A 24510-nucleotide genomic window follows, 5' to 3' on the forward strand; every position below is an offset into this window, starting at 1 on the left:
TCGCATATAAACAGGACCGTTCCTCGTTTGAATACTTCTATCCTAAAGCAGTAAAATGATACCAGCTCACATTAATTAAATGTTAACAAATAAGGTTATCATGAAAAAACTGATTTCTAAATTTGCAATATTACCTTTCACTATTGCAACAAGCATCGCATTGGCTAACACCAATTTAGTTACAAATGGCTCTTTTGAGAATACTAACGCTGTAACAGCAAACTCAGGACAATGGCAACTATTCAGTGATATTCCTCACTGGGATCGTAGTGGCTATGCAAAATTTGAAATTCAAACCAATAAACTTGGCTTAATTACAGCACAAGACGGCATGCAATATCTAGAGCTAGATTCAACATCGAATTACGGTATTGTGCAAAATATTGCCACTCAAGCTGGAAAAAAATATGAATTGAGCTTTTATTATTCAGCACGCATTGTTGGTAACATTCATACCAATAAAGCTGAAGTAAAATGGAATGGAAACTCACTCGCGGTCATTAACAGCAGTGCAAAAGGTTGGACCAAATATACCTTCAACGTAGAGGCCACCAATGCTAACTCCGTACTCGAATTTATCGGCCGTGGTAGCTCAGATTCTGTAGGTGCATTACTTGATAATGTTTCCTTAACTGAAGTACCTGCACCTTGCGCTGTGACGACTGGCTTGTATGGTATCAATAACTTTGGCTCTGAGACTGAAGGGTATGTATACCACTTTAATCCAGAGTCAAATGCTGTCACTGTTGTGGCAGGTATTACGAATACAGCATCGAACATTGCCAGCAATGAGGGTGTGCTTTATTTCATGCAGCAACTAGATAGCACTACAAAAGCATCTCAAATCTTCAGCTTAGATTTAGCAAGTAACGTGCAAGCAGAAGTTGCCAATAGTACATCGTTCCCTATTTACCGCTCAGCTATCACGCCTGATGGTCTATCACTTCGTGCGACAAGCAAAACTTATATGTACGACTTTGATTTAGCAACAGGTAATAAAACTGTGCTTGGTAAGCTTTCATACTCTGGCGACACATTTGCAGATGGTGACATTGCTTATTCAAACGACAATAACGTGTTATATGTGCTTACAGGTAAAGCACTTTACACATTAGATGAAGGCAGCTTTGAATTAACACTGGTTGGCGAGCATGACATTAATTGGGCTTCTGGCATTGCCATTGCAGATGACGGCACTATTTATATTTCTGGCAGAGAAAATAGTGAAAATGCCAAAATCTACCGCTTAGATCAGAACACTGCAGAAGCGACATTCATTATGGACGGTCCTTCGCACATAAACGACTTAACGTTTGTTAGCCACACGGTCTGTGCAGCGAAATAAATTGTGTTCAAAGCCTCAAAAATGCCGGCAAATCGCTGGCATTTTTTTTACTTTGAGCATTATACCTGTACGCGCTAATAGTGAGTGTTTTGGCAGCGTATTAACATCATTGATTAGTGATCTTTTTTTGCTCAAGCATTTCTTTCCAATGCATTATCTCTGCCGGTAAAATAGGCGCAACACCTTTAAACCCAGCAACTTCAAGCATTTCTTCAACACTAACCACTCCTTTCTTACGCTTGAATACACCGCGTACATAAGCAATGGCATGTAAGCCACGCTCTGAATGAAACTTTTGCTCAATATAAAAATACTTATGATCCCATCCGACTAAACGCGTGCTTACTGTGTATTTTTGCATCGGTTTAATGTCTCGAATGTAGGTGATTGCCGTCGCGTTAACGATTGGAAACCAACGACGCTTCATAATATGCTGCAACAATCCAACCCGCTCAGTCATCCAAGTACGTGCTAAATCCATGATGCCTAAATACCGAGAGTTAGTCAGATGAAAATTTATATCACAGTCAGTGGGTAATGCTTTAAATTCAATATCAATCGTATCAAGTAAGTCTTGGTAATCACGATTACGTTTAATTTTAAAAAACAATAAAATGAGTCGAAAGTAGAGGTTCACGATAAAGGTCTAACCAGTTGTTAATGAGCAAAGTGTATCACAGCATATTGCTATGGCGAATATTCTGCTCTAATCTGTGCATATATTAGTATAAAAAAAGAATAATCTAATGAAATTTATTAATTTAGCGGCCTTGTTGACTGCAAGCTTATATACTCAATCTGCCTTTGCTGATTTTAATTACCCGGGAGAAGGGACTTTAAGTTACCCTACCGGGGTTGAGAAACCCTTTAAGTTTGGTTTTGGCTGGCAACAAGACACAGAGAAATTCACCATTGGTAATAAAACCTATGATATGTCATTGCCTGAGTCTTACTCTGTCGCCATTACATTAAGTAAAGATGAGCAACAAATATGGGTACAGGAATTTAATAATGGGTTCTTCGAAGGGTTTCGTTGGCAAATTGGCGAGCACACTCTGGCATTAGAAAAACGTCAGTTTTCTGAAGCAGTCAAGGGCGATTATGTGATAAGCCTAGATAACCGAGACTACTTTTTTGCGCGCAACAATATCAGTATTGTTATTAAATTTGATAACGAGGGTATAAAAAACATCGCCATTGATGGCGTCACAAAAGACATGGGCACTAAACAATAGTGCCCATAGGGTAATTACACTTTCACCGTTTTACGATTAATGCCGTAATCTCTAAGCTTATTAGCCACCGCGGTATGGCTTAACCCTAAACGCTTCGCTAGCTGACGAGAACTTGGATACGCCGGATACAACTTACGAAGTAACGTGGCTTCAAAGCGTTTTACGGCTTGGTCTAGTGTGCCCTCAAAGTCTGACTCCAAATAGCCTAAATCATGTGTAAATGTTGGTAATTGTAAATGCTCAATTCTAAGCTCATTATCATCTAACAATGAAACAGCGCGATAAATCGCGTTTTCTAATTGTCGCACATTACCCGGCCACGGATAATCCTGTAAAAACCGTAAACATTCCTCCGATAAAACAGGCACCGAATGACCGTTTTGCTGAGCGTATTTTTGAATAAAATGCTCAGCGAGTGGACCCACATCCGCTTTTCTATCACGAAGTGGCGCTATTTCAAGAGTCAAAACGTTGATACGATAGTAAAGATCTTCTCTGAAGGTGCCTTCTTGAACCATGGCTGGCAAATCTTTTTGAGTCGCCGCAATAATACGAACATTCACTTTAACTTCGTTTTCATCGCCTACTTTTCTAAAAGTTCCATCCTGCAAAAAGCGTAATAACTTAGTCTGCAACTGAGTCGACATTTCACCCACTTCATCTAAGAATACGGTGCCGCCATCAGCCTGCTCTAACACGCCTCGTTTTGGGGCTGCATTTTCCTCGTAACCTGCATAGCCAAACAGTTCAGATTCAGCAACATCATCTGGTAACGAGGCGCACGATAAAGCAATAAAAGGTTTTACAGAACGATTAGACGCATAGTGGCAAGCACGCGCTAAAAGCTCTTTACCCGTACCTGTTTCACCGGTTATTAAAATAGGTGCTTCGAGTTGCGCCATTTTCCGTGCTTCTCTGACAACACGACGCATAGCAGTACTAAAGTTATGAATAGTGGCAAAGCTTTCTTGCCCATAACGACGAAAAGCACTGACCTGCTGACCAAGACGGCTTTGCGATTTAATATTAATAACAGCACCTGCAAGCACATCCCCTTCAACGCCTTGGGGAACTGAAATAGGCAGAATATCGGCAATAAAGTCTTCACCTGCCACTTCAACACGCGTGGTTTGTCCTAATACTTCTTTACCCTCAAGCCAGCGGGTGAAGTTAAAGCCTTTCAATAAATTATTTATATTAGCGCCAATAACTTCTTTTTCTGATAACTGTAAATCACGGCATGCTGCATCATTACATAAACGCACCCATCCTTTTGCGTCTATAGAAATAACGCCGTCGGGCAAAGCTCTCAGCAGTGTATTTAGCTCATTATGTTCTCGCTCAGAAGGTAAGAATGCAGTTGTTCGCACATCTTTTACGCCATCAATTAAACGAATTGATGGCATAATTTTTTGAAACTGCTCAAACTCTATCGGTGGAAAACTCACATACATTCGGCAATTAACCGAATCAACTTCGATACCTTTTAAATCGACCTGGTAACTTACCAAAATATTGAGAATTTCTTGTGCGATACCAATTCGGTCGGCACAGTGAATATCTAAACGCATTACATCCTCAAAGAACGGGAACCTATAGTATGAGAATAATACGCTAACTCCCCATTTCTGGGTAGTCTATTGTAAAGATTTTTGGACAAACGTGTGCAAAAAACTCAATTGCTTGGGTACTTGGTCCACTCTTGGCCATCTAATTGGATATAAGGCTGTCCTTTAATGTACATCATAACGGTATCTTGGTTTTCAGCGACTACCGGAGCACTTGGTAAATTATCAAGCACACGCTTAACAGGCACCGTACCCGCAAATACATCCAGTTTCATGGTGTTATTGATAAGTTCAGACAACGAAAAATAGCTCATCGTCTGTTGTACATCATTCAAACCGCTGTGTTTAACATCAGGACCAATAAACTTCACGGCAGTGGGTACAGACACAATTGACGGGCTTGGGATTTCACGAAGACCTGCAAATTGTAGTTTATCACCCTCTAATGCTGCACCATGTTCAGGCACAACCATTAACAGTACATTGCGCCCTTCTCTTTCAAGCTGACTAATAAAGTCATCAATATCACTAAATAAATGCTGCTGGCGAATTGGATAACTCTTTAGGCTATTCATACGAGAGCGGCCCGCTAGCTGATTACCATCATGCAAGCTAATCGTGTTGTAATAAAGCGCACGTGGCTGCTTGGTATTTTTATGACTCTCCAACCAATTACTTAAGATAGCGGCATCTGAATAAATAGGCTTTCCATCGAAACCATATTGCGCAGCTTGAAATTGACTAAAATCCAAATTAGGCACTGACACGCCACCGTATTGTTTGATCAAGCCAATAAAGTCATCAAAATGACCATCATGATTTAATGCCACGCTCGTGTTATAACCTAGCTGCGATAAGTTACTAAATAATTGACACTCTTTAGCCACAGGTTTAAACAGTTGGTCTTGAGGAGTTTGCCCACAACTCGCACGCAGTAACCTTATTGCTGCAGGACCACTGTATGAGGTTGCTGAATTAAAATTACTAAACAAAATATCAAAGTTATCAAATAAATCACGCGGTCTCACACCAATGGCGTCCAGGTCCGCAGTGGCCAAAGAGCAAATATTAAGCACAACCACGTCAAAGGGTTGTCCATTGAAATTAGTCGGAAATTGGCTTTTTAGTTGAGTTTGTTGCTGATAAAAATCATCGAGTTGTTGATCAAACGTTTTTTGTGGTGACGAACTCGACACTGCGACAGGTACCTGTTTTTTCGTTGATTGATTATTCACAACCACAGGGGTTGAGAGTGTATCTGTTACTGTCGTCGCACTCAGCCAATAAACGTAAATAAACCCGATCACTGAAATACTGGTGTAGCGTATCCATTTTACTGAATACCAATACACCACGACTAAAACAAACAGCCCCAGTAATATATCAACACTGATCACTCGCGTCGCAATCTCCGCAAAGTAAGCAAAGCTGAAGTCTTGTACATTTTCAGCTTGTTTAGTTAAACGTGAAATGGGGGGGAGCCACGAATCGTGATACAAAAGTGCAGCCCCAACTACGACACTGATACTCTGTTTTAAATACGTTAACCATTTGATTTGAAATGACACGGCTAAAAAAGCAAAAAACGCTAAATTTGCGACGAGATCAAATGAAATATCACCACGACTATAAAGAAAAAACTTTACTAAAAAGTATAAGTTCCAAACACCTAATCCTGAAAGCCTCACTGAGAATCCTTTTTCTGTTTTTTGGGAGTATAGGGCGTTAATAACACATGCCTAAAAGTCAATGTACGGTAAATGCTTACTATTTTTTTAAACAAGATTTTACCTGTATTACTAATCAAAACCCCCAATAATAAAGCGATAATAAAAGTAATAAAGAACTGATTTAAACTCATATTTGCTCACCTTTTAAAGTTACTTTTACGGGTTTAGAGATAGGCCTAATCACCTTTTTAAATTCAGGAGTCTCCTTATTCAATGAAGAAATATCAGCTGTTTTAGCATCAAAAACATAACTGACATTTTCTTTTAATTGCTCGGTGTAATCAGGCACGTCAACATTGGTATACCTGCGCTGCAGATGACGGCATTCTTGCTGAATGTAGAAATGATCTGCAATCACATTTTTCGACATAAAAAAGTCGCTAATTTCAAGCTTAAATAAATGCTTAATCGCACTTTCTACGTCATGCTCACGACACGCATGTAAATACAGGTAAATATAATCGTCAGCAAAGCTAAAAATATCCCCTTCACGTTTTACATGAAACAAATGCAGCGGGTGTATTGCATCTATACGGGGTAAAAGTTGTAACATAACAAGCACCCCGCTAACACCTAAATTTGCAGCTGAGTCACTATGCTTAGCAACTTGTTCAACAAATTTATTTATCGGCAGATACCCTTTAGTCAGTACGTTTTCACTGTATTTCAATACCTCATCAATTGAGTTAGGAAGTGGTCTTGAAAACTGGAATCCTTGGATTGATTGAATTTGTGATTGTAACCGCGAAGGCTCAGAGAAACTGTATAAAATAAGGTTCACGCCTAACGTTAAAAAGAGGCACTCATCTTGATGGCGAATAATGCCATCTACATTTTGAATGACTAGCTTTAACTTTCGACCACATTGTTTGCGAAGCGAAAAGCACTCACCAGCCAATGCAGACAAATCAGTGTAGCGCGTTACCGAAAACACTAATGTAGCAGCTTTTTTTGTAAGGCCTAGTTTATACAGTGCATTATTATCTTCGACTATTTTATAAGACAGCGGTAACTTCGTCCCTTGCGGCAACGCATGTTTAACAAGCCATACCTCATCTTCATCTAATCCTTGTTGCGATGATGTTTGCTCATTCGACTCTTCTAAATGAGCATCAAAAACGCTCAATTGCCCCTGCAAAAGCTCACAATTTATAGAATGACCCGCAATTACGCCATCTTTATGGCTCCAATAGTCATATTCTAAGGTACGAATTGAGGCTTCTTGAGTAATAAAAATTTGGCCATCAAAAAGCGTATTTAAAGCCAGAAACTGGCGCCTTACATCACTAATACGCGAGCCCGAAATCAAGAATATAACTGTTACGTTTTTAGCAATAGATAAATCACGGTAAAACCCGAGCTTTTTAGTTAATTGCGCTTCAGTAAGAGGTACTAGCAGCTCTGAATCCAAGTGTAAAATCAGTGTACTATTTCGAAGCTCTTTATATTGTTTTAATTCCTGAATCACGCCGCGAGAGAAATGTAAGTTTTTTGCTAAATTTGCATCGTGATGTAAATGAAAAGGATGCAGCAAACCTTGCTCAAAAAGGCTAAATAATAGCGTGTTATTTTCACTCTCAAAAAACACCTCAACGTGCTCAGAGAGCAGGAAAACAGGGTCTTTATTACTAGCTAATAGGTGTCTTACTAACTCTAATAACTGATTGTCTAAAGATGCCAACAGTGCATAATTTGCACAGCGCTTGAGCGCTGAGTAAGCGTTTTGTAATCCTGTAATTTGTAAATGGGGCACCAGAAAATCCTTTTAAAAGATACTTTAGCGCTAGTTTTAAGCGCTATTCTATATATAATGCGGCTTATGTCCATGTATCGTAGACAAATTAAATTCAGTTTTTGCCGTTATAGGTCTATTAGATGAATGACTTTGCATTTAAAAAATCAACTGTTTTAACAAAAAATGACATTGACAATTTATTACGCCAATTTGGCGGAAAAAATCAAGGTTATATTGAAATAGTCGACGTTGAAAAAAACCGTCAAACGATCGATAAATATCCTTTAATTAAAGATATCGCTTTATCTATTAAAGATACACAACAAGATAAATTATTTAACAAAAGCACATACTAAAGAATGAAAAAGATTTTCGTGAAAGGGATAAAAGGAGGTACTGGAACCACATCGGTAGTGGCAAACCTTGCGTGTGCTTTAAGAAAATCACATGAAACAGTCTATGTAATAGATCTCGATCCTAAAAGCGACATAGGCTTACACCTAGGGCTTGCATGGGACCATTTACTAGGATGGAGTGATTACGCCGATTTTGCATCTGCCAGTGAGCAGTTCCATCAAGATAATGACGGCGTCACATTCTTACCGTACGGAAGTGGCTCAAACACAAAAAGCAGCTTTAAAGATATAATAAATCATTGCCAGCAACTTCATGACAGCGATGACGCGTGGTTCTTATTTGATTGCCCTGCACATATTAATGCACTTGAATACCCGCTTGACTCTGAAGATATTTTTCTTGAAGTCATCAATTGTGACGCCATATGCCATAGTTTGATGTATAAGCAACTGAATTTTTTAAAGCAGTCTGGTTCATCGTGGCAGCACTACTTCTTGACTAATCGTTTTAATTCAGCGTCTGAATTAGAGTCTGACTTATTACAGCTATGGCAATCTGAATTACCTCTTTTTGCGCCTTTATACATCAACAAAGACGAAGCTATCATGGAAGCAACCGCATTTCGTAATGTGGCGATTAATTGTGCTCCATACAGTGTTGCCAACGATGACTTTGAAACCTTAGCCGGTTGGCTCGTTAGTCGTGCAAACAATAATGAATCATAAGCCAACAGCAATGAAATTACCTGAACGTATCATCAAAACCTGCTTAGGCTTCTTATTTACAAAGAAGATAACTCGTTTTGTGTTTTTTAAATTTCATGGCTACTTTAATCAGCATAAAATAAGCCTACTTGGGGCATTTATTCTGCCTTTTTTGGTGTTATTTTTATCCTTGTTTATAAAACTGGACAAAAACAGAAAAAACCAAATAAAACAAAAGTTAAAGTACTTTTATCCGCATGTAACGCGCCCCGTTGTCACACCCAGTAACTGTGTACGCATTTTATTGCAAAGTATTTATTTAGCCTTGTTCAACACCACAACAACATCACAGGCACAGATAAGCTATGAGCAGCGTAAAACATGGCGAAAAATAAAGCATTCACTCAGAATACTGCGCCTTGTCGACAAAAAATTAGTACGTGCATTTAAGCGACTTTGGCTGTTTGCTAAAACAAACCCATCAGCAGAATCTTACCAGCGTATTAGTAAAGCTGAAATTTGGAACAATCGCATACTGAAAATCGCGTTTTTCACCATACTCATTTTTGCTGTGGCAGTTTTTGTCACGGTGCCTTTCAGTATCGAAGCACAAGCGGTGTTCATTAGTTTACTGCTTATCGTTGCCTACTCGCTAAGGCGCGTTGAAGGACAGATGGCCACCATCACCATGATCACGCTGGCAGTCACAACATCAACACGTTATTTATGGTGGCGCTACACCGACACGCTTAACTGGGATGACCCCGTCGCATTAGGGTTAGGTATTGGCTTATTATTAGCTGAAAGCTATGCGTGGCTGGTGCTTATTTTAGGCTTTTTTCAAACCATTAACCCACTAAAACGTAAGCCTTTACCACTTAATGAAGACACGTCAATGTGGCCAACCGTCGACATTTATATTCCGACTTACAATGAGCCATTAAGTGTCGTTAAACCTACCACTATTGCTGCCCAAAGCATCGACTGGCCTGCTGATAAGTTAAACATCTACATTTTAGATGATGGTAAGCGTCCTGAATTCGCTGAATTTGCAAGACAAATTGGGGTTGGCTACCTCACTCGCTCAGACAATAATCACGCTAAAGCGGGTAATATGAATCAGGCTATGAAAGTGACACAGGGCGAATATATCGCTATTTTTGACTGTGATCACATCCCTGCCCGCTCTTTCTTACAAATGACTATGGGGCAATTTCTTAACGACAGCAAAGTGTGTCTAGTGCAGACTCCACATCACTTTTTCTCTGCGGATCCATTTGAACGAAATTTAAAAAACCATCGAAAAATCCCGAATGAAAACATGCTGTTTTATGGCTTAATTCAAGACGGAAATGACATGTGGGACGCTACATTTTTCTGTGGTTCGTGTGCTGTACTCAGGCGAAGTGCGCTTGAAGAAATAGGCGGTTTTGCCGTTGAAACCGTCACCGAAGATGCTCACACTGCATTAAGAATGCAGCGTGCAGGCTACAAAACCACCTATATCAATATTCCACAAGCTGCAGGGTTGGCTACTGATAGTTTATCGGCACATGTGGGTCAAAGAATTCGCTGGGCACGAGGGATGGCGCAAATTTTCCGCTTAGATAACCCTTTGTTTGGTAAAGGCCTGAATATTGCTCAACGACTCTGTTATCTCAATGCAATGTTACACTTTTTATCTGGTATCCCTCGCATTGTCTTTTTAACGGCCCCGCTTGCGCTAATTTACTTCAATGCACAAATTATCTATGCGCCTTTTGTGGCTATTTTCTTATATATAGTGCCAACATTATTGCAGGTAAAAATTACTAACTCTCGTATTCAAGGTAAGTATCGTTACTCTTTTTGGGGGGAGGTCTATGAGTCTGTTCTTGCGTGGTATATTTTAAAGCCCACCACAGTTGCGTTAATTAACCCTAATAAAGGAAAGTTTAATGTGACTGAAAAAGGGGGATTAAACGACACCGATCATTACGACTGGACTATTTCAAGGCCTTACATCATCCTTTTACTTATCAATGTTATCGGCATGACCTATGGCGTATTCAGACTCTTTTTTGGTGATACATCACAGATAGGTGTGTTAATTATCAGTATGTTATGGGCAAGCTACAACGTTATAATTCTGGGTGCTGCGGTTGCCGTTGCAGCTGAAGCAAAACAAGTACGTAGCTCACACCGAATTAAAGCTAACTTCCCTGCTGCAATTAGATTAGCCAACGGACACACGATAAAGGTCAAAATCACCGATTACTCTGATAACGGCGTCGGGCTTGAAACAGAACATAGCCACCTGTGCCGTGTAAACGATAAAGTTGAACTACTAATGAGTCGAGGATTTAAGCAGTATTCATTTGCCACCTACATTTGCAACACACGCGACAAACAATTGGGCTTAACGCTTCGTGATCTAGATTTAGAAAAACAAAAAGCGTTTATTCAATGCACCTTCTCTCGTGCAGATGCCTGGCTTGATTGGCAAGAAAACTTTAAACACGATAAACCGTCATACAGTTTTTCAAATGTATTTTACACCAGCCTTCGAGGCTTTAAGAACTTGATTTTCCACGCTCCAAATGAATTAAGACCCGTCATTGTATTTGTATCGCAGGTCTTATATTTTGTGGCCTCGTTATTACCTAAAAAACCAACAAAAGCGTTTAAACCATCATGATGAAATCACTATTAACCTTGTTATTAGCAGTTGGCACTCTCAGTTTATCTGGCTGGGCTATGAGCGCAGAGCCACTCCCTGATAAATCTATTTTTGATGATGGTTACCCTGAAAGTGCCCCTGTCGAAAGTTTAACGCTCAGTTTTGAACAGTTAGGGCTTAGTAAGTTTAAACTCGATGGCGTGAGTAGTAATACACGTGTTGAGTTTACCAATCGTTTAGACAGGCTCGGGAAAAAGTTAACGCTTAACTTTTCATATACTTACTCACCTTCTTTAATAGGCCGAGTCTCGCATCTAAAAATATTTTTCAATGAAAACTTAGTCACTGTATTACCTATTGACGATAAAAATACGGTACTCGGCAGTGTAGCCGAGCACAGTGTTGCGCTTAATCCCAAGCTAATTAAAGATTTTAACCAAGTGCGTTTTGAACTCATCGGTTACTACGATTTAGTGTGCCAAGACGATTACAGTAAAACAATTTGGGCAGAAATTGGCAAAAGTAGTCATATCAGCATTGAGAGACAATCACTTGCACTTGAAAGTTTACTTGAGTATTTCCCGGCGCCGTTTTTTGACTCGCGTGATTACACCAAACTGACATTACCATTTATTTTTTCTTCGCAACCCGATGAGCCAACACTGGAAGCTGCCGCTGCACTATCAAGTTTTTTTGGTGCGCAAGCGAAATGGCGTAAAGCGCAGTTTCCTGTCCATATCAATAGTACGCCCACTGAGCATAGTGTGGTGTTTGCAACCAATGATAATAAGCCTGACTTTTTACTAAATTATCCCGATGTCGATAAGCCAACAATCGAAATCATCAGTAGCCCGACACATCGCTATGCAAAAGTTTTATTAGTGTTAGGCAAAAACACAGAGCAATTAAAAGAGGCGGTTGTTGGATTAGTGTTTGGCTATAAAGTCATGACAGGTCGAAGCGCCACCGTTGACGCAATTGCCAGCCTGCCTTTAAGAAAAGCTTACGATGCGCCGCTGTGGGTTCGTTCAGACCGTGCTGTGAGCTTTGATGAATTTATCGAATACCCGACCCAATTACAATCACAAGGCTTTCGTGGACAACCTGTCCGTTTAGACTTACGCTTTGCGCCCGACTTATTTACATGGCGCGAAAATGGCATTCCCATTACGCTAAACTACCGCAACACCCCTGTTGAACATGGCATGTTGTCGCGCTTAAATATGCTTATAAATGGCAAATTTGTAGATGGTTTTATTCTTGAGAACGACCATGGTAAAACCATTACCACGCAAACGTTACTGCCGCTATTATCAGACATAAACCCGAGCCAATCACGCCAAGATTTTGAGCTAACAGGGCTTGATTTAACCACTAACAACCAACTCACTTATGACTTTAACTTTGCCGTTGTAAAAACAGGCGAATGCAGTGCGATTCCTGCCGGTGGCGAATTTGGTGCTATCGATGGCAGCTCTACAATTGATGTGAGTAAATTCCATCACTATATTGCTTTACCCAATTTACGAGCATTTGCGAGTGGCGGTTTCCCCTTTACGAAATATGCCGATTTACATCAAAGTACTTTAGTGATGGAGGCTAATAGCTCTACAAATGCGATTAGCTTACTGCTGAATTTTACAGGCCATTTAGGGGCGATTACCGGTTATCCTGCTCATCGTTTGAGTATTCAATTTCCAAGTAGTCAGCTAGATTTTGCTGACAAAGATATTGTCATTATTGGTAAACCAGATTCATTTTTAAGCTCGGTCGCCGAAAACAGCTCTCTCAGTGTATTGATTGATAATAATCAACGTATTGTCGATCAAGCTATTTATAATGGTGCTTATGACAGTACCGATGCCGAAAAAATTAAAGTCAATATACGGAGTTTGGGCCGTTTAGCCATTATATCTGGTTTCCAATCGCCTTTTGATTCTGACCGCTCAGTAGTGTCTTTAATTGCCACTAACGACAATGCTTACTCATTGCTTACAGATGCACTATTAGATAACGCGAAAACATCACAAATAATGGGTAGCTCTGCAATTATTAATAACCAAGGCATTAAAACCATAAAAACCGATGACCAGTATTTTGTTGGCCACGTGCCAATCCACACGTTAATTTGGTTCCATTTTTCAGACCAACCTTTGTTGTTGGCTATTTTATCAATTCTTACCCTACTGCTCATTTCATTTATGTTATGGCGACTATTAATGTTGTTAACAAAGAAACGTTTATCTGAAGGAGATAAAGCATAATGAAAACTCTTGCTTCTTTGCTATTCGTTTTAGCATTTTCAACACCCGCTTTTGCACAATTAACCTGTGCAGCGTGGCCACAGTGGAATACGTTTAAAACGCATTTTATTTCGCCTAAAGGACGTGTTATCGATTTAGGCAGCGAATATGATATAACGACATCGGAGGGTCAATCATATGCACTTTTCTTCGCCTTAGTTGCCAACGATCAAGCCAGCTTTGATACATTATTAGAGTGGACGGAAGTTAATCTTTCTGAAGGTGATTTAAGTACGCGCCTGCCTGCATGGAAATGGGGTATAAAGGAAGGTGAAGGTAAAATTTTAGATTCAAACCCAGCCTCTGACTCTGATTTATGGATAGCATACACCCTCTCTCAAGCAGCCAAGCTATGGCAAGACAGGCGCTATGCTGTGCTAAGCAGTGTGCTTGCAGAACGTATTATTCGTGAAGAAACTGCACAGCTTCCTAAACTGGGGATTACATTACTGCCTGGACCTAATGGCTTTAAGGACGAAAACACTTGGAAACTTAATCCAAGCTATGCCCCACTGTTTATCCTTAAGCAATTTGCTGAACTTTATCCGCACTCTCCTTGGCAGCAATTGCATGACAACTCTGCCAATATGCTTATTAGCACAGCCGCTAAAGGGTTTAGCCCTGACTGGGTTAATTACAATGCAGAGCAAGGCTTTTTTCATGATAAACACGCACCTGCTCTTGGAAGTTATAATGCAATACGGGTCTATTTATGGGCCAGTTTGATGGCTGAAGATGCGCCTTACAAATCAGCATTAATGAAACAATTAACCCCCATGGTTGAGCACATTGTTTCTTCAGGCAAAGTGCCCCTAGAAACACAGACTGTCACGGGGAAAGTATCAGGTACGGGACCTATTGGCTTTGGGGCTGCGTTGTTGCCATTTTTAGCGGCAGAGAATGCATCGCAATCAATCACCGCATTACAACAGCAAATGATGATGGACACCGGTTTTATTAGTAGCCGCTACTATGACAGTGTGTTGTATTTATTTGGCACGAGCGCATTAAGCAAACGCTTCAGCATTGATAAAAATGGCGAACTCATTACGAACTGGAGTGCTGAATGCCAATAAAATGGTTACTTGCTGCAATTATAGCAAGTCCGAGTGCAATCGCCTCTTCGACACAAAACAGCCTTGATACCCAATCTATTGATTGGTTAATAAGCCAAGTGCAACTCGGTGAGATAGAGCTAGACACTGAACTTATGACCAATAGTTTAGATAAGCTGTTGAGTATCGCGCCTAAAGACACGCAAGTGCAGTGTGCAGAGATACGCGTGCTGTATGCGCTGAAAGAAACAGAGCAAGCCAACAACTTGCTAGCAGGCATTGCTCAACAGCCCCACCCCTGTGTTGACAGCCTTGCACTTTTGGCCAGAGTAAATAACGAAGATAAAGCCACGATTCAACAGGCTCGCCTGCGTGCGCGTGCGGGTCAATATGCTGCGGCTGTTAAAATTTACAATACGTTATTTAAATCGACTTATCCGAATATCGAGTTCGAGCTTGAGCATATTAATTGGCTAGCCCAAGACAGCAGCCAATATCAACACGCCCTAAGGGGGTATCGTTCTTTAATGAAACGCTACCCAAATAGCGGCCGTTTTGAGTTGGCTTATGCCCGTCATCTTATTAAGAAAAATCCAGCAAATGCACACGCGATTGACCTGCTAAGTCACTACGCACACAGTAATCAATATGGTGTAGAAGCCGAATTTGCTTGGCTTTCAGCACTCGAAGACATGCCGCTTAACCAACAAACCATGCGTGCCTATGCACGTTATTTTGAAGCGTACCCAAAAAGCAGTAAGGGGCAGTTACAATTTAGTGATTTTGAAAAAAAATACCAAGCAGAGCAAAGAAAGCTTGCAGATCCTGCCTACAAAGCGTGGGTAAGAGGCAACCAAGCACTTGAAAAGAAAGATTTTTCAAAAGCACAGAGGTATTTTAATTCTGCGTTATCAGGGCGTCCAACAGACCCAGAAATCTATAATAGTTTGGGTTTGCTTAATCTTCGGCAAGGCAATAATGAGCAGGCTTACAACTTTTTTAAAAAAGCACAACAGTTCAGCACAGATGTAAATCGTATTACCGTATTAAAAGGCTTAGCAAACACAGCACGATTTTGGCAGTACATCGATGAGGCAAAATCGGCACTCAGTGCATCACACTTTAAACGTGCTGAACTTAAGCTAAATTTAGCCGACACTCTCGATGAAGACCCAGACACTGTGCTGTTTTACCGCGCACAACTTGCTGAACAAAGTGGCCAATATCAAACGGCTATGAATTTGTATAAGCAAGTATTAAAAAACGATCCACTGGCAGAATCGACCCTAAGCGCAATGCTTCGCCTCAGTGCGTCAGATGGTAATTATACGAGAAGCCATCAGTTTTATAATGGTTTAAGCACTCAGCAGCAAGCGCTTATAGCCCAAGATTATACACTTTTACAAACTCAGCAATTACGTGAACAAGCCGATGAATTAACCGCCAAAGGTGACCTCGATGGAGCTGTACAACGCTTATTAGTCGCCATAAAACAAAGCCCGCGCCAAAGTTGGTTGTACTATGATCTAGCAAACTTATACCAACAACAAGGGTTGGTTGATCATGCCAAAGCTCTTTACAAAAAAACCTTATGGCAATTCCCTCTTGATGCTGAGCTTCGCTACAGTCATGCTTTGTTTTTACGCTCATTAAATGACTACGAGGGGGCATTAGCAACCCTTGATTATATTCCAAATAACGCACGCACTGAGCAAATTAATGTATTAACAGAGCAACTGAGTATTAATGCCAAACTTGAAAAGCTTGCGACAAATAATACGGCAACGAATAAAGCCACAATTATTTATAAACTCACGGAATTAGAAGCGCAACCACTCACCCCGCTTATGCAGGCAGAGCTGGCAACTCAGTGGCGACAAATTAATGAAAATAACTATGCTATTCGACAGTTAAAGAAGGCGCTTACACGCGATCCAAGTCTCAACCCTTACTGGCATATGCTCTATGGTGGCTGGCTTATCGAAAGCGCTAATCAAGCAGACACCGACACATGGCTTGCGCATTACCAATTACCCACTAAGGCAACTGAGGCCGAGCAAGCGCAGTGGTTAGCTTTGCAAATTAACTACATTAATACCTTCGAGCAAGGACAACGTCGTATTGCAAAACTGAGCTCACTCGATCAGCAACACAATAATAATCCCCAATTAGTTGAAGCCCTTATCACTGCGTATATTGAACAAAGTGAAGGCGACGCTGCAATTAACCGATACCAACAACACACTGCGGCCGGATTCAGTGTTTCGATTGATACCGCATTGGCAGTTGCTAAATTAAGTCGAGAGCAAGGTGAGCACCTTTTAGCGGATCACATCATTACAGAACAGGTCCATGCTGTTAATGCACAAGAAGCATACCGCCAACAACAGCTAATGGCTGCCCTCGGTAATGTTGAAAACCAGTCAACAGCCCTCAAGCTCGCTCAACAATTGCTCGCCAAGTCAAACAATAATGCCGAGCTTTATTATCAAGCCGCATCCGTTGCCGATTCGCTTGAACAAACTACCCGTGCAGAGAATTGGTATCGTACTGCAATCGCCCCGCAAACACACAACCAGACCACTCTCAGTGATGAACAAAATTATGCGCTTTACGCGCTGAACGACGATGCACCTTGGTACGTCAATAATGCGAAACGCCAGTTGCAACGTATTGAGCGCGATGAGCAGGCGTATATTACTGCGGCCATCAACCTTAGCAGCCAAACCAGCACTCAAAATGAGTCATCATTAGGGGCCGGTGCCACTCCCATAGAGGCTGGTTTCCCGCTTTTTGGCGGCACCGGTATTGTTAAACTCGATCCGATGACGATTTCAAGTCAAGAAACACGTTTTGATGAAACCTTCGCGGGTAGCCGCTACGGACAAGGTGCGTTGTGTATTTTCGATTGCCCATTGACCAGTATTAAGCCGAAGCAACAAGGTATCGATATTGGCCTTGCGTGGCAAAACGAACAGTGGCGCTTTGATATTGGCACGACCCCACTGGGCTTTTTAGTTGAGGACATTGTTTGGGGCATTGATTACAACGGCGATATTGGTGATTTTGGCTATGGTGTTACAGTGAATAAACGCCCTGTCACCAGCTCAGTTTTATCGTATGCTGGTCTAGAAGATGTATTCACTAACCAAGTGTGGGGTGGCGTACGCGCTACACAACTTCAGCTCAGCCTTTCTCACGATCTAGGACTCGACTGGGGATTTTGGGGCAGCACAAACTATCAATTGCTCAAAGGTAAAAACGTTAAAGACAATCAAAGTTACAGTCTTATGGGGGGCAGTTACTACCGAGCCATCCGACAGCGGGATCAAGAGTTAAGCTTGGGCATTAACCTATTACACTGGTCTTATAAATATAATTTAAGTGAAGAAACGTGGGGTCATGGTGGCTATTACAGCCCGCAAAACTACTTAGGGGCTTCTTTTCCTGTGGTTTATGATCACCGAATTGGTCACAATTTTATTTATCGTCTTCGTGGGGGTGTATCGTGGTCAACAACAACGACTGACGAAATTGAATTTTTCCCGAACGATGCTCTTTTGCAGGCTCAAGCACACGCGCAAACAGATGTAACCGGAGTGACACCTATTTTTGAAGATGATAAAAGTAATGGGCTTTCTTATAACTTAGGAGCCAGTTTTGAATACCGTTTTACACCCCATTGGTTTTTTGGCGGGTATTTAAATTTAGATCGTGCAGATTTTTACGAACCAAACTATGCACAGTTCTATTTTAGGTACTACTTTAAGCCGGTTTATAGTGAACTGACCTTCCCTGGAAAGCCCGTTGTACCTTACCAAAGCTACTAAACACTGGCCTATAACCCTTCCCCTGAACTGAAGGTCTATGTATACTGTAGCGCGCATGTAGCTAGGATAAGGGTGTGTCTCTTACCCTCAAGTTCATAACTTGAACAACAAACCATTATCTTAGCTGCATCACACACATGGCCGCCCGTTCAACAATAAAATACACAGAACGACCAATGCAAAAATAACAAGGCCTCAACAAAAACTTAAAGTTAGGAAGTAAATATGAGTTCATTACCTAAAGCAGGTGACTTTTTAGGGCATCCTAAGGGGTTATTCCTGTTGTTCGGCACAGAAATGTGGGAACGATTTGGTTATTACGGCATGCGTGCCATTTTAGTGCTGTACTTAGTTGCACTTGTTCAAGAAGGTGGTTTTGGTTGGTCAAATGCTGATGCATTGAGCCTTTACGGTACCTTCACTATGGCTGTTTATATTACGCCATTACTTGGTGGTTGGTTAGCTGATAACGTGCTAGGTCAGCGTAAAGCAATTATCCTAGGTGGTTTATTAATGGCTGCTGGCCATTTTACCATGGGTATTCCTCACAGCTATTTAGCAGGCCAAGAAGAAAACGTTTTCTATCTTGGTTTAACACTACTGTGTTTAGGTAATGGTTTATTTAAGCCAAACATCTCAACAATGGTAGGTGACCTATATAAAGAAGGTGATCAACGTCGTGATGGCGCGTTCACTATTTTCTACATGGGTATCAACTTAGGGGGTGCACTTGGTCCACTTATCGCTGGCTATGCTGCTGCATCAATGGGCTGGCAATGGGGCTTTGTAGTGGCAGGTATCGGTATGGTGATCTCTGTACTAATGCAACTTGCACTGAGCAACAAATACCTAGGCGATATCGGTGTAGTTCCTTCTGCTAAGCTTTCACAAGCACAATCAGAATCAAACACGAAAGAGCCACTGACTAAAGTGGAAACTGACCGTATTAAAGTTATCTTCACAATGAGTGTATTCAGTATCATCTTCTGGATGGGGTTTGAGCAAGCAGGTGGTCTTATGAACCTATTTGCCAACGACTACACTAACCGTATGCTATTTGACTTTGAAGTACCTGCATCTTGGTTCCAATCGTTAAACTCTATTTTCATCATTGTATTTGCACCGCTCGTTGCCATTATTTGGTTAAAACTTGATAAGCGTGAGCCTAACTCACCAGTTAAGTTTGCTATTGCACTTATCTTCTTAGCACTTGGCTTTATCACCATGATTTTGGCACTAATGACGCAAGGTCAAGGCGATAACCTGCAAATCAGCATGATGTGGCTCGTGTTATTTTACTTATTCCATACACTTGGTGAGCTATGTTTATCACCAATTGGTTTATCAATGGTAAGTAAACTAGCACCACTGCGTTTAGCGTCAATGCTTATGGGTATTTGGTTCCTGTGTACAGCTGTTGCAAACAAGATTGCAGGTTTCGTAGGTTCTTTCCTAGGCGAAGGCGAAGCGGCTGTTGAAAATGCAATGGGTATCTTTATTGGTTTAGGTGCGACAGCAATCATCTCTGCTGTCATCATGTACTTATTAAGCGATAAACTTGTTAAGTGGATGCACGGTGCTGAAGGTCAGCATGTGCCTCACACACAAGAACACATTCTTGCAGAAGAGCTAGAAGTGACTGCTGAAAAGCAATAATACGTTTCCCCACAGCGCCTGCTGTGGGGATTTTCTTTCTAAAGGCTACTTCCCCGTCCTCAATACTGATACTATAATCCAACGTTAATCGGTATATCGGCAAGGACGTTACATTGCGCTTTTTAATTCAACTGTCAGTTTTTTTAACTATTTCATTACTCGCAGCCTGCGGGGGTGACAAAACAACAAAAGAAACAGCAGTCCCCCCTACTCAAACCGGGTTAATTATTTCTGCCGATAATGGCTTAACTGAGCAGTTTGATAATGGCAAAGTCATTCTCACAGCCCCAAAGAATACCGTCACAACAGACACAACGTTCACGTATACATCAACAGCTGCGACACCTACCGATACTGACCAAGGCATTGTCTCTGCGCGCTATACATTCAGACCGAATAATGTGGTTTTTTCAGACCCACTAACCTTAGCGATTAAGCTACCAGAGCAACAAACTGATGTTGCTTTTAGCATCGTAATTTTAAAAAATGAGCAATGGCAGCCCCTTACTACAATAAAAAATGACGATGACTTTGCAGTCAGTCAAATCACTGACTTTGGCACATTTGCTTTAAAGTCGCGCAGTGTGCCTGCGGTCAGTAAAACGATTGGTGAACAATGTGATGATAACGCAACGTCACAAACCGTCCGCTTTATCCATGTAGCTGACTTACATGCTCGCTTTGGGTTTAAAGAGCAGCTTTTTAGTCGTATCCGCAGTTATTACGACAATGCAAAGCAAGCGAACCCAAACACCCTCTTTACGAATGGTGGGGATGACTATGAAAAAGGCACGGTTGCTGAACAAACATCGCAAGGCTTAGCTACGGTTGAAGCCATTAAAGCAATGGCATTTGATGTGAGGGTTATTGGTAACCACGATTACGCCTGGGGTCCTGAGCAATTACTTGATTTTGCCGATGACGATAATGCCATTGTGCTTGCCAGCAACACGGAATACGACGGTAATGCCGACATTGAATTTGCAGCAGTTGATTTTTCAGTGGTAAAGGTAGGCTGTCTGCGTATTGGTTTTTTTGGCATGACTTCAGTGCCATGGAATGAGCTTGATAATCCGATTGAAGATGATCCAATTCCAGATTTTATTGCTAACTTCAAAATGAATTGGCAATGGCAGGAAGTGGCAGAGCAAATCGTTAATCAATATCGACAAGACGTAGACTACATGGTGATGGTAAGCCACCTTGGGGAAGGCACTGATACGCGTATTGCTACCACTGTATCTGGCATTGACTTAGTGCTCGGTGGGCACACCCATGGCGGCGAAAATTATCAAACTCTCGAAAACGGCAGTCTTGTAATTCAGCCAAACTTTTTTGCCCAAGGTCTAACCGATTTAACCTTAACCTTCGACCTTAAAGATAAAAGTATCATCGATGTTGATTACAATACGGTATCGACCAGCGACATAATGACAGTTAGCACAGACACAAAAACAGCAATAGACGAAATTATGGGCCGCTATGCCCCCGACGCCAATACCGAAATTGCTGTGTCTGAAAACTACCCAAGCGCTGAGGAAGTAGCCCTGCTCACAGCGAAAGCAACAAAACAACAATTTGCAGCTATTGATGCAGCTCTTTTTGATGCAAGCCAAGTACAAGATCGCTGGTTGCCCGGCACACTCACACAAGAAGATTTTCATGCCGCGTTTAAAGTTGAGCGCCAACCCTCAAATACATCAGGCTTCAATGCAATTTACCAAGTCAATGTCACAGGCGCTGAGCTTAAAGCCATGGTACAAAGCCAACCTGAGTGGGTTTACTTAGCCCCCGCGAGTATTGACGATGCTGCACAGTATCAAGTGGCACTTTTTAAAGGCCCTGCCCTCAATAGCACCTTATTCTTCCCGACTGTGCCAGCATTAGAGGCAAATTTATTGGCCGAAAGTTGGTGGATACTGGATAACTATGCCCGTTTTCGTACCAGCCAGTGTTTATATTTAGACACAGAGAATACACTGAGTGCCTGCGAAAATGAGGATGTAGTCACTGTCTGGAATTTTAATGATCCGAGCCAAGGGTTTAAAAGTGACTTAGGTCCCGCAGCTCTTAACTTCTTCGACCCAGAACAACGTAATTGGGGAGAAGAAAACAGCCAATTTTCGACGACCAGCGCATTACAAATTGCTGATTTAAAAGACGGTATATCAGGGGTATTAGCGTTTTCTCGGCACAGTCCAAGTCAAGGCTTACTACTAACTGCAAATAGTGCTGCCAATGGCGACTTTACCAATGACGGATTGATTGCCGATTACACACTCGTCATGGATTTACTGTGGCCTGAACAAAGCAGTCAACAATGGCGCGCTCTGTTACAAACCGATATCACCAATATAAGCGATGCCGACTTATATACGAATAAAGCTAACGCGATAGGTATTGCTACAACTAAGAGTGGTTACTTTGGTAACCTAAACGCTGGTGAGTGGCATCGCCTTGCTTTTGTATTCTATGCAGCGCCGACTAACGGAGCACTAAAAATTTACCTAGATGGTAAGCTTATCGGTGTGAAAGACGAAGGCGAAATAAACCAGCGCTGGGCGATTGATAAAGCAACCTTACTGCTGACCGATAATGACTATGAAACGGAGCCTGGGTATTTAAATGCGCTGCTGTTTGCAGGCCGAGCCATGACAGACAATGAAATAGCCACCTTAGGCGCAGCAAAACAACAATTGAATTATGTCCGCTCAACACGCATCTTAAATAACGTTGTTGAACGTCATTACCAAACGGCACCACAAATAATGAATAATCCGTGGTTACAACAACGCAGTAAGTTTTTTAACAAACAACGCCAAAGTGTAAACTAATTAATACACACAAGCTAAATAAAAAGGCCAATATTGGCCTTTTTAACTCCTTTAAAAAAAGCATTTAAAGCATTTAAATTCAAAAGCTTAATAACGAAAAACAATGTGCATCATGCGTCCTATTAAGCCTTTCTATTTGCTTAAGCCTAGGGTGATTGTTGAAATTAAAATCATTGTCCCATTTAATTTACAAAACACACCGTCGCTAAATAAGCCTCAGATCTTCCCCTTATCGGTTTTCTGGTTAATCATCCGCTCATTACACAACAATAACTTTTTTAGCGCAGTGCTTATAATTGCGGGAGTAATGACAATGAGCGAAGTAAATAATCCGTTAGGTTTAGTGGGCATTGAATTCACTGAATACGCAACACCTGATGCAGATTACATGGACAAAGTATTTACTGATTTTGGTTTCTCGAAACTAAAAAAATTCAAAGGTAAAGACATTGTTTACTATAACCAGCACGACATTCATTTCTTACTAAACAATGAGCGTGAAGGTTTCTCGGCCGAATTTGCTAAAAGCCACGGCCCAGCAATCTGTTCAATGGGTTGGCGTGTAGAGAATGCTCAAAAAGCATTTGAAGTAGCGGTTGAACGTGGCGCAAAACCTGCCACTGATTCAGCACACAAAGACTTACCTTACCCTGCAATTTACGGTATTGGTGACAGCTTAATCTACTTCATCGAACAATTTGGTGACAAAGGTTCAATCTATGAGTCTGATTTCGAAGACTTAGAAGAGCAAAACGTTGTTGAAGACAAGGGCTTCCTTCGTATCGACCATTTAACAAATAACGTCTACAAAGGCACCATGGAAACATGGGCTAACTTCTATAAAAATGTATTTGGTTTTACTGAAGTTCGCTATTTCGACATTAAAGGTCAAAAAACAGCGTTATTATCTTATGCACTTAAATCACCGTGCGGAACCTTCTCTATTCCAATCAACGAAGGTAAAGATAACAACAACAACCAAATCGATGAGTATCTAAATGAGTACAATGGTCCGGGTGTACAACACTTAGCATTCCTAACGAATGACCTAGTAGGTTCACTTGATAAGCTAGACCAATCAACAATTGCAACGCTAGATATCATCCCTGAGTACTACGACACCATTTTTGACCGTGTACCTTGGGTTAAAGAAGACAAAGAAAAAATCCGTGAGCACCAAATTCTTGTCGATAGCCAGAGCGAAAACTGCTACTTGCTACAAATCTTCTCGAAGAACCTTTTTGGTCCTATCTTTATTGAGATGATCCAACGTGTAGACGACGGTGGTTTTGGTGAAGGTAATTTCCAAGCATTGTTTGAGTCTATTGAACGTGATCAAGAGCGTCGTGGTGTAATCTAAACCACACGTAACCAAAAAAGCAGCGTGTTTAACACGCTGCTTTTTGTCGTTTTGATTTCTGTTTTCAACGTAACTGTTTAAATTGCGCAGATTGCCTCCATATCACTATCTAACACATCAGCGCGAACTAATAAGGAAA

The 24510-nt window shown here is 41.2% G+C and carries 15 protein-coding genes; 11 read left to right on the top strand and 4 right to left on the bottom strand.

What is annotated here, in order from left to right; translation table 11 throughout:
• The first annotated feature begins 100 nt into the window (after nucleotides 1–100).
• Nucleotides 101–1345 (top strand): DUF642 domain-containing protein, encoded by a 1245-nt coding sequence (locus GZH31_RS11130; RefSeq protein ID WP_180310991.1) that lies wholly within the window; start codon nucleotides 101–103, stop codon nucleotides 1343–1345.
• Between the two features lie 106 nt (nucleotides 1346–1451).
• Here GZH31_RS11130 and GZH31_RS11135 read toward each other — a convergent pair whose 3' ends face one another.
• Nucleotides 1452–1982, bottom strand: coding sequence for a thioesterase family protein (locus GZH31_RS11135; RefSeq protein WP_036966987.1), 531 nt, complete (start codon nucleotides 1980–1982; stop codon nucleotides 1452–1454).
• A gap of 109 nt (nucleotides 1983–2091) precedes the next feature.
• Here GZH31_RS11135 and GZH31_RS11140 point away from each other — a divergent pair, with 109 nt between their 5' ends.
• On the top strand, nucleotides 2092–2580 hold the full coding sequence (locus tag GZH31_RS11140; protein ID WP_036966984.1) for a hypothetical protein: 489 nt from the start codon (nucleotides 2092–2094) through the stop codon (nucleotides 2578–2580).
• A gap of 14 nt (nucleotides 2581–2594) precedes the next feature.
• Here GZH31_RS11140 and tyrR read toward each other — a convergent pair whose 3' ends face one another.
• The 3 genes from tyrR to bcsE all read right to left on the bottom strand — a co-directional run bounded on the left by tyrR (nucleotide 2595) and on the right by bcsE (nucleotide 7631).
• Entirely contained in the window at nucleotides 2595–4151 is a 1557-nt protein-coding gene (tyrR, locus tag GZH31_RS11145) for a transcriptional regulator TyrR (RefSeq protein ID WP_036966980.1), read from the bottom strand.
• A 104-nt stretch (nucleotides 4152–4255) separates the two neighbouring features.
• Nucleotides 4256–5836 (bottom strand): cellulose biosynthesis protein BcsG, encoded by a 1581-nt coding sequence (bcsG, locus tag GZH31_RS11150; protein ID WP_036966976.1) that lies wholly within the window; start codon nucleotides 5834–5836, stop codon nucleotides 4256–4258.
• A 169-nt stretch (nucleotides 5837–6005) separates the two neighbouring features.
• Nucleotides 6006–7631 (bottom strand): cellulose biosynthesis protein BcsE, encoded by a 1626-nt coding sequence (gene bcsE / locus GZH31_RS11155; RefSeq protein WP_036966973.1) that lies wholly within the window; start codon nucleotides 7629–7631, stop codon nucleotides 6006–6008.
• A gap of 122 nt (nucleotides 7632–7753) precedes the next feature.
• Between bcsE and bcsR the strand changes: the two genes are divergently transcribed.
• The 9 genes from bcsR (at nucleotide 7754) to hppD (ending at nucleotide 24371) form a co-directional block, all read left to right on the top strand.
• A complete protein-coding gene (gene bcsR, locus GZH31_RS11160; protein WP_036966971.1) occupies nucleotides 7754–7969 on the top strand; it encodes a BcsR/BcsP family cellulose biosynthesis protein in 216 nt (71 codons plus the stop codon).
• A gap of 3 nt (nucleotides 7970–7972) precedes the next feature.
• On the top strand, nucleotides 7973–8695 hold the full coding sequence (bcsQ, locus tag GZH31_RS11165) for a cellulose biosynthesis protein BcsQ (protein WP_036966968.1): 723 nt from the start codon (nucleotides 7973–7975) through the stop codon (nucleotides 8693–8695).
• The gene (gene bcsA, locus GZH31_RS11170; RefSeq protein ID WP_118844470.1) at nucleotides 8685–11351 is read left to right on the top strand and encodes a UDP-forming cellulose synthase catalytic subunit; all 2667 of its coding nucleotides are present in this window, start codon (nucleotides 8685–8687) and stop codon (nucleotides 11349–11351) included. The genes bcsQ and bcsA overlap by 11 nt, the downstream gene beginning before the upstream one ends.
• Nucleotides 11348–13597, top strand: a complete 2250-nt coding sequence (gene bcsB / locus GZH31_RS11175) for a cellulose biosynthesis cyclic di-GMP-binding regulatory protein BcsB (protein ID WP_180310992.1) — start codon at nucleotides 11348–11350, stop codon at nucleotides 13595–13597. The genes bcsA and bcsB overlap by 4 nt, the downstream gene beginning before the upstream one ends.
• Complete coding sequence (gene bcsZ, locus GZH31_RS11180; protein WP_180310993.1) at nucleotides 13597–14712, top strand: cellulose synthase complex periplasmic endoglucanase BcsZ; 1116 nt, start codon at nucleotides 13597–13599, stop codon at nucleotides 14710–14712. Before bcsB ends, bcsZ begins: the two co-directional genes overlap by 1 nt.
• Nucleotides 14703–18521, top strand: coding sequence for a cellulose synthase subunit BcsC-related outer membrane protein (locus GZH31_RS11185; protein WP_180310994.1), 3819 nt, complete (start codon nucleotides 14703–14705; stop codon nucleotides 18519–18521). The genes bcsZ and GZH31_RS11185 overlap by 10 nt, the downstream gene beginning before the upstream one ends.
• A 225-nt stretch (nucleotides 18522–18746) precedes the next feature.
• On the top strand, nucleotides 18747–20177 hold the full coding sequence (locus GZH31_RS11190) for a peptide MFS transporter (protein ID WP_075593749.1): 1431 nt from the start codon (nucleotides 18747–18749) through the stop codon (nucleotides 20175–20177).
• Between the two features lie 113 nt (nucleotides 20178–20290).
• The gene (locus GZH31_RS11195; RefSeq protein WP_075593750.1) at nucleotides 20291–23011 is read left to right on the top strand and encodes a metallophosphoesterase; all 2721 of its coding nucleotides are present in this window, start codon (nucleotides 20291–20293) and stop codon (nucleotides 23009–23011) included.
• Between the two features lie 313 nt (nucleotides 23012–23324).
• Nucleotides 23325–24371, top strand: a complete 1047-nt coding sequence (gene hppD, locus GZH31_RS11200) for a 4-hydroxyphenylpyruvate dioxygenase (RefSeq protein WP_036969124.1) — start codon at nucleotides 23325–23327, stop codon at nucleotides 24369–24371.
• The last annotated feature ends 139 nt before the right edge of the window (nucleotides 24372–24510 follow it).

Origin of the sequence: Pseudoalteromonas sp. JSTW (assembly GCF_013423925.1) — a bacterium.
Classification (GTDB): Bacteria; Pseudomonadota; Gammaproteobacteria; order Enterobacterales; family Alteromonadaceae; genus Pseudoalteromonas; species Pseudoalteromonas lipolytica.

Excerpts from the sequence above, each read along its gene's own strand:
- GZH31_RS11130 (WP_180310991.1), top strand. The coding sequence starts at position 101 with ATGAAAAAACTGATTTCTAAATTTGCAATATTACCTTTCACTATTGCA.
- GZH31_RS11140 (WP_036966984.1), top strand. The coding sequence starts at position 2,092 with ATGAAATTTATTAATTTAGCGGCCTTGTTGACTGCAAGCTTATATACT.
- tyrR (WP_036966980.1), bottom strand. The coding sequence starts at position 4,151 with ATGCGTTTAGATATTCACTGTGCCGACCGAATTGGTATCGCACAAGAA.
- bcsR (WP_036966971.1), top strand. The coding sequence starts at position 7,754 with ATGAATGACTTTGCATTTAAAAAATCAACTGTTTTAACAAAAAATGAC.
- bcsQ (WP_036966968.1), top strand. The coding sequence starts at position 7,973 with ATGAAAAAGATTTTCGTGAAAGGGATAAAAGGAGGTACTGGAACCACA.
- bcsA (WP_118844470.1), top strand. The coding sequence starts at position 8,685 with ATGAATCATAAGCCAACAGCAATGAAATTACCTGAACGTATCATCAAA.
- bcsB (WP_180310992.1), top strand. The coding sequence starts at position 11,348 with ATGATGAAATCACTATTAACCTTGTTATTAGCAGTTGGCACTCTCAGT.
- bcsZ (WP_180310993.1), top strand. The coding sequence starts at position 13,597 with ATGAAAACTCTTGCTTCTTTGCTATTCGTTTTAGCATTTTCAACACCC.
- GZH31_RS11185 (WP_180310994.1), top strand. The coding sequence starts at position 14,703 with ATGCCAATAAAATGGTTACTTGCTGCAATTATAGCAAGTCCGAGTGCA.
- GZH31_RS11190 (WP_075593749.1), top strand. The coding sequence starts at position 18,747 with ATGAGTTCATTACCTAAAGCAGGTGACTTTTTAGGGCATCCTAAGGGG.
- hppD (WP_036969124.1), top strand. The coding sequence starts at position 23,325 with ATGAGCGAAGTAAATAATCCGTTAGGTTTAGTGGGCATTGAATTCACT.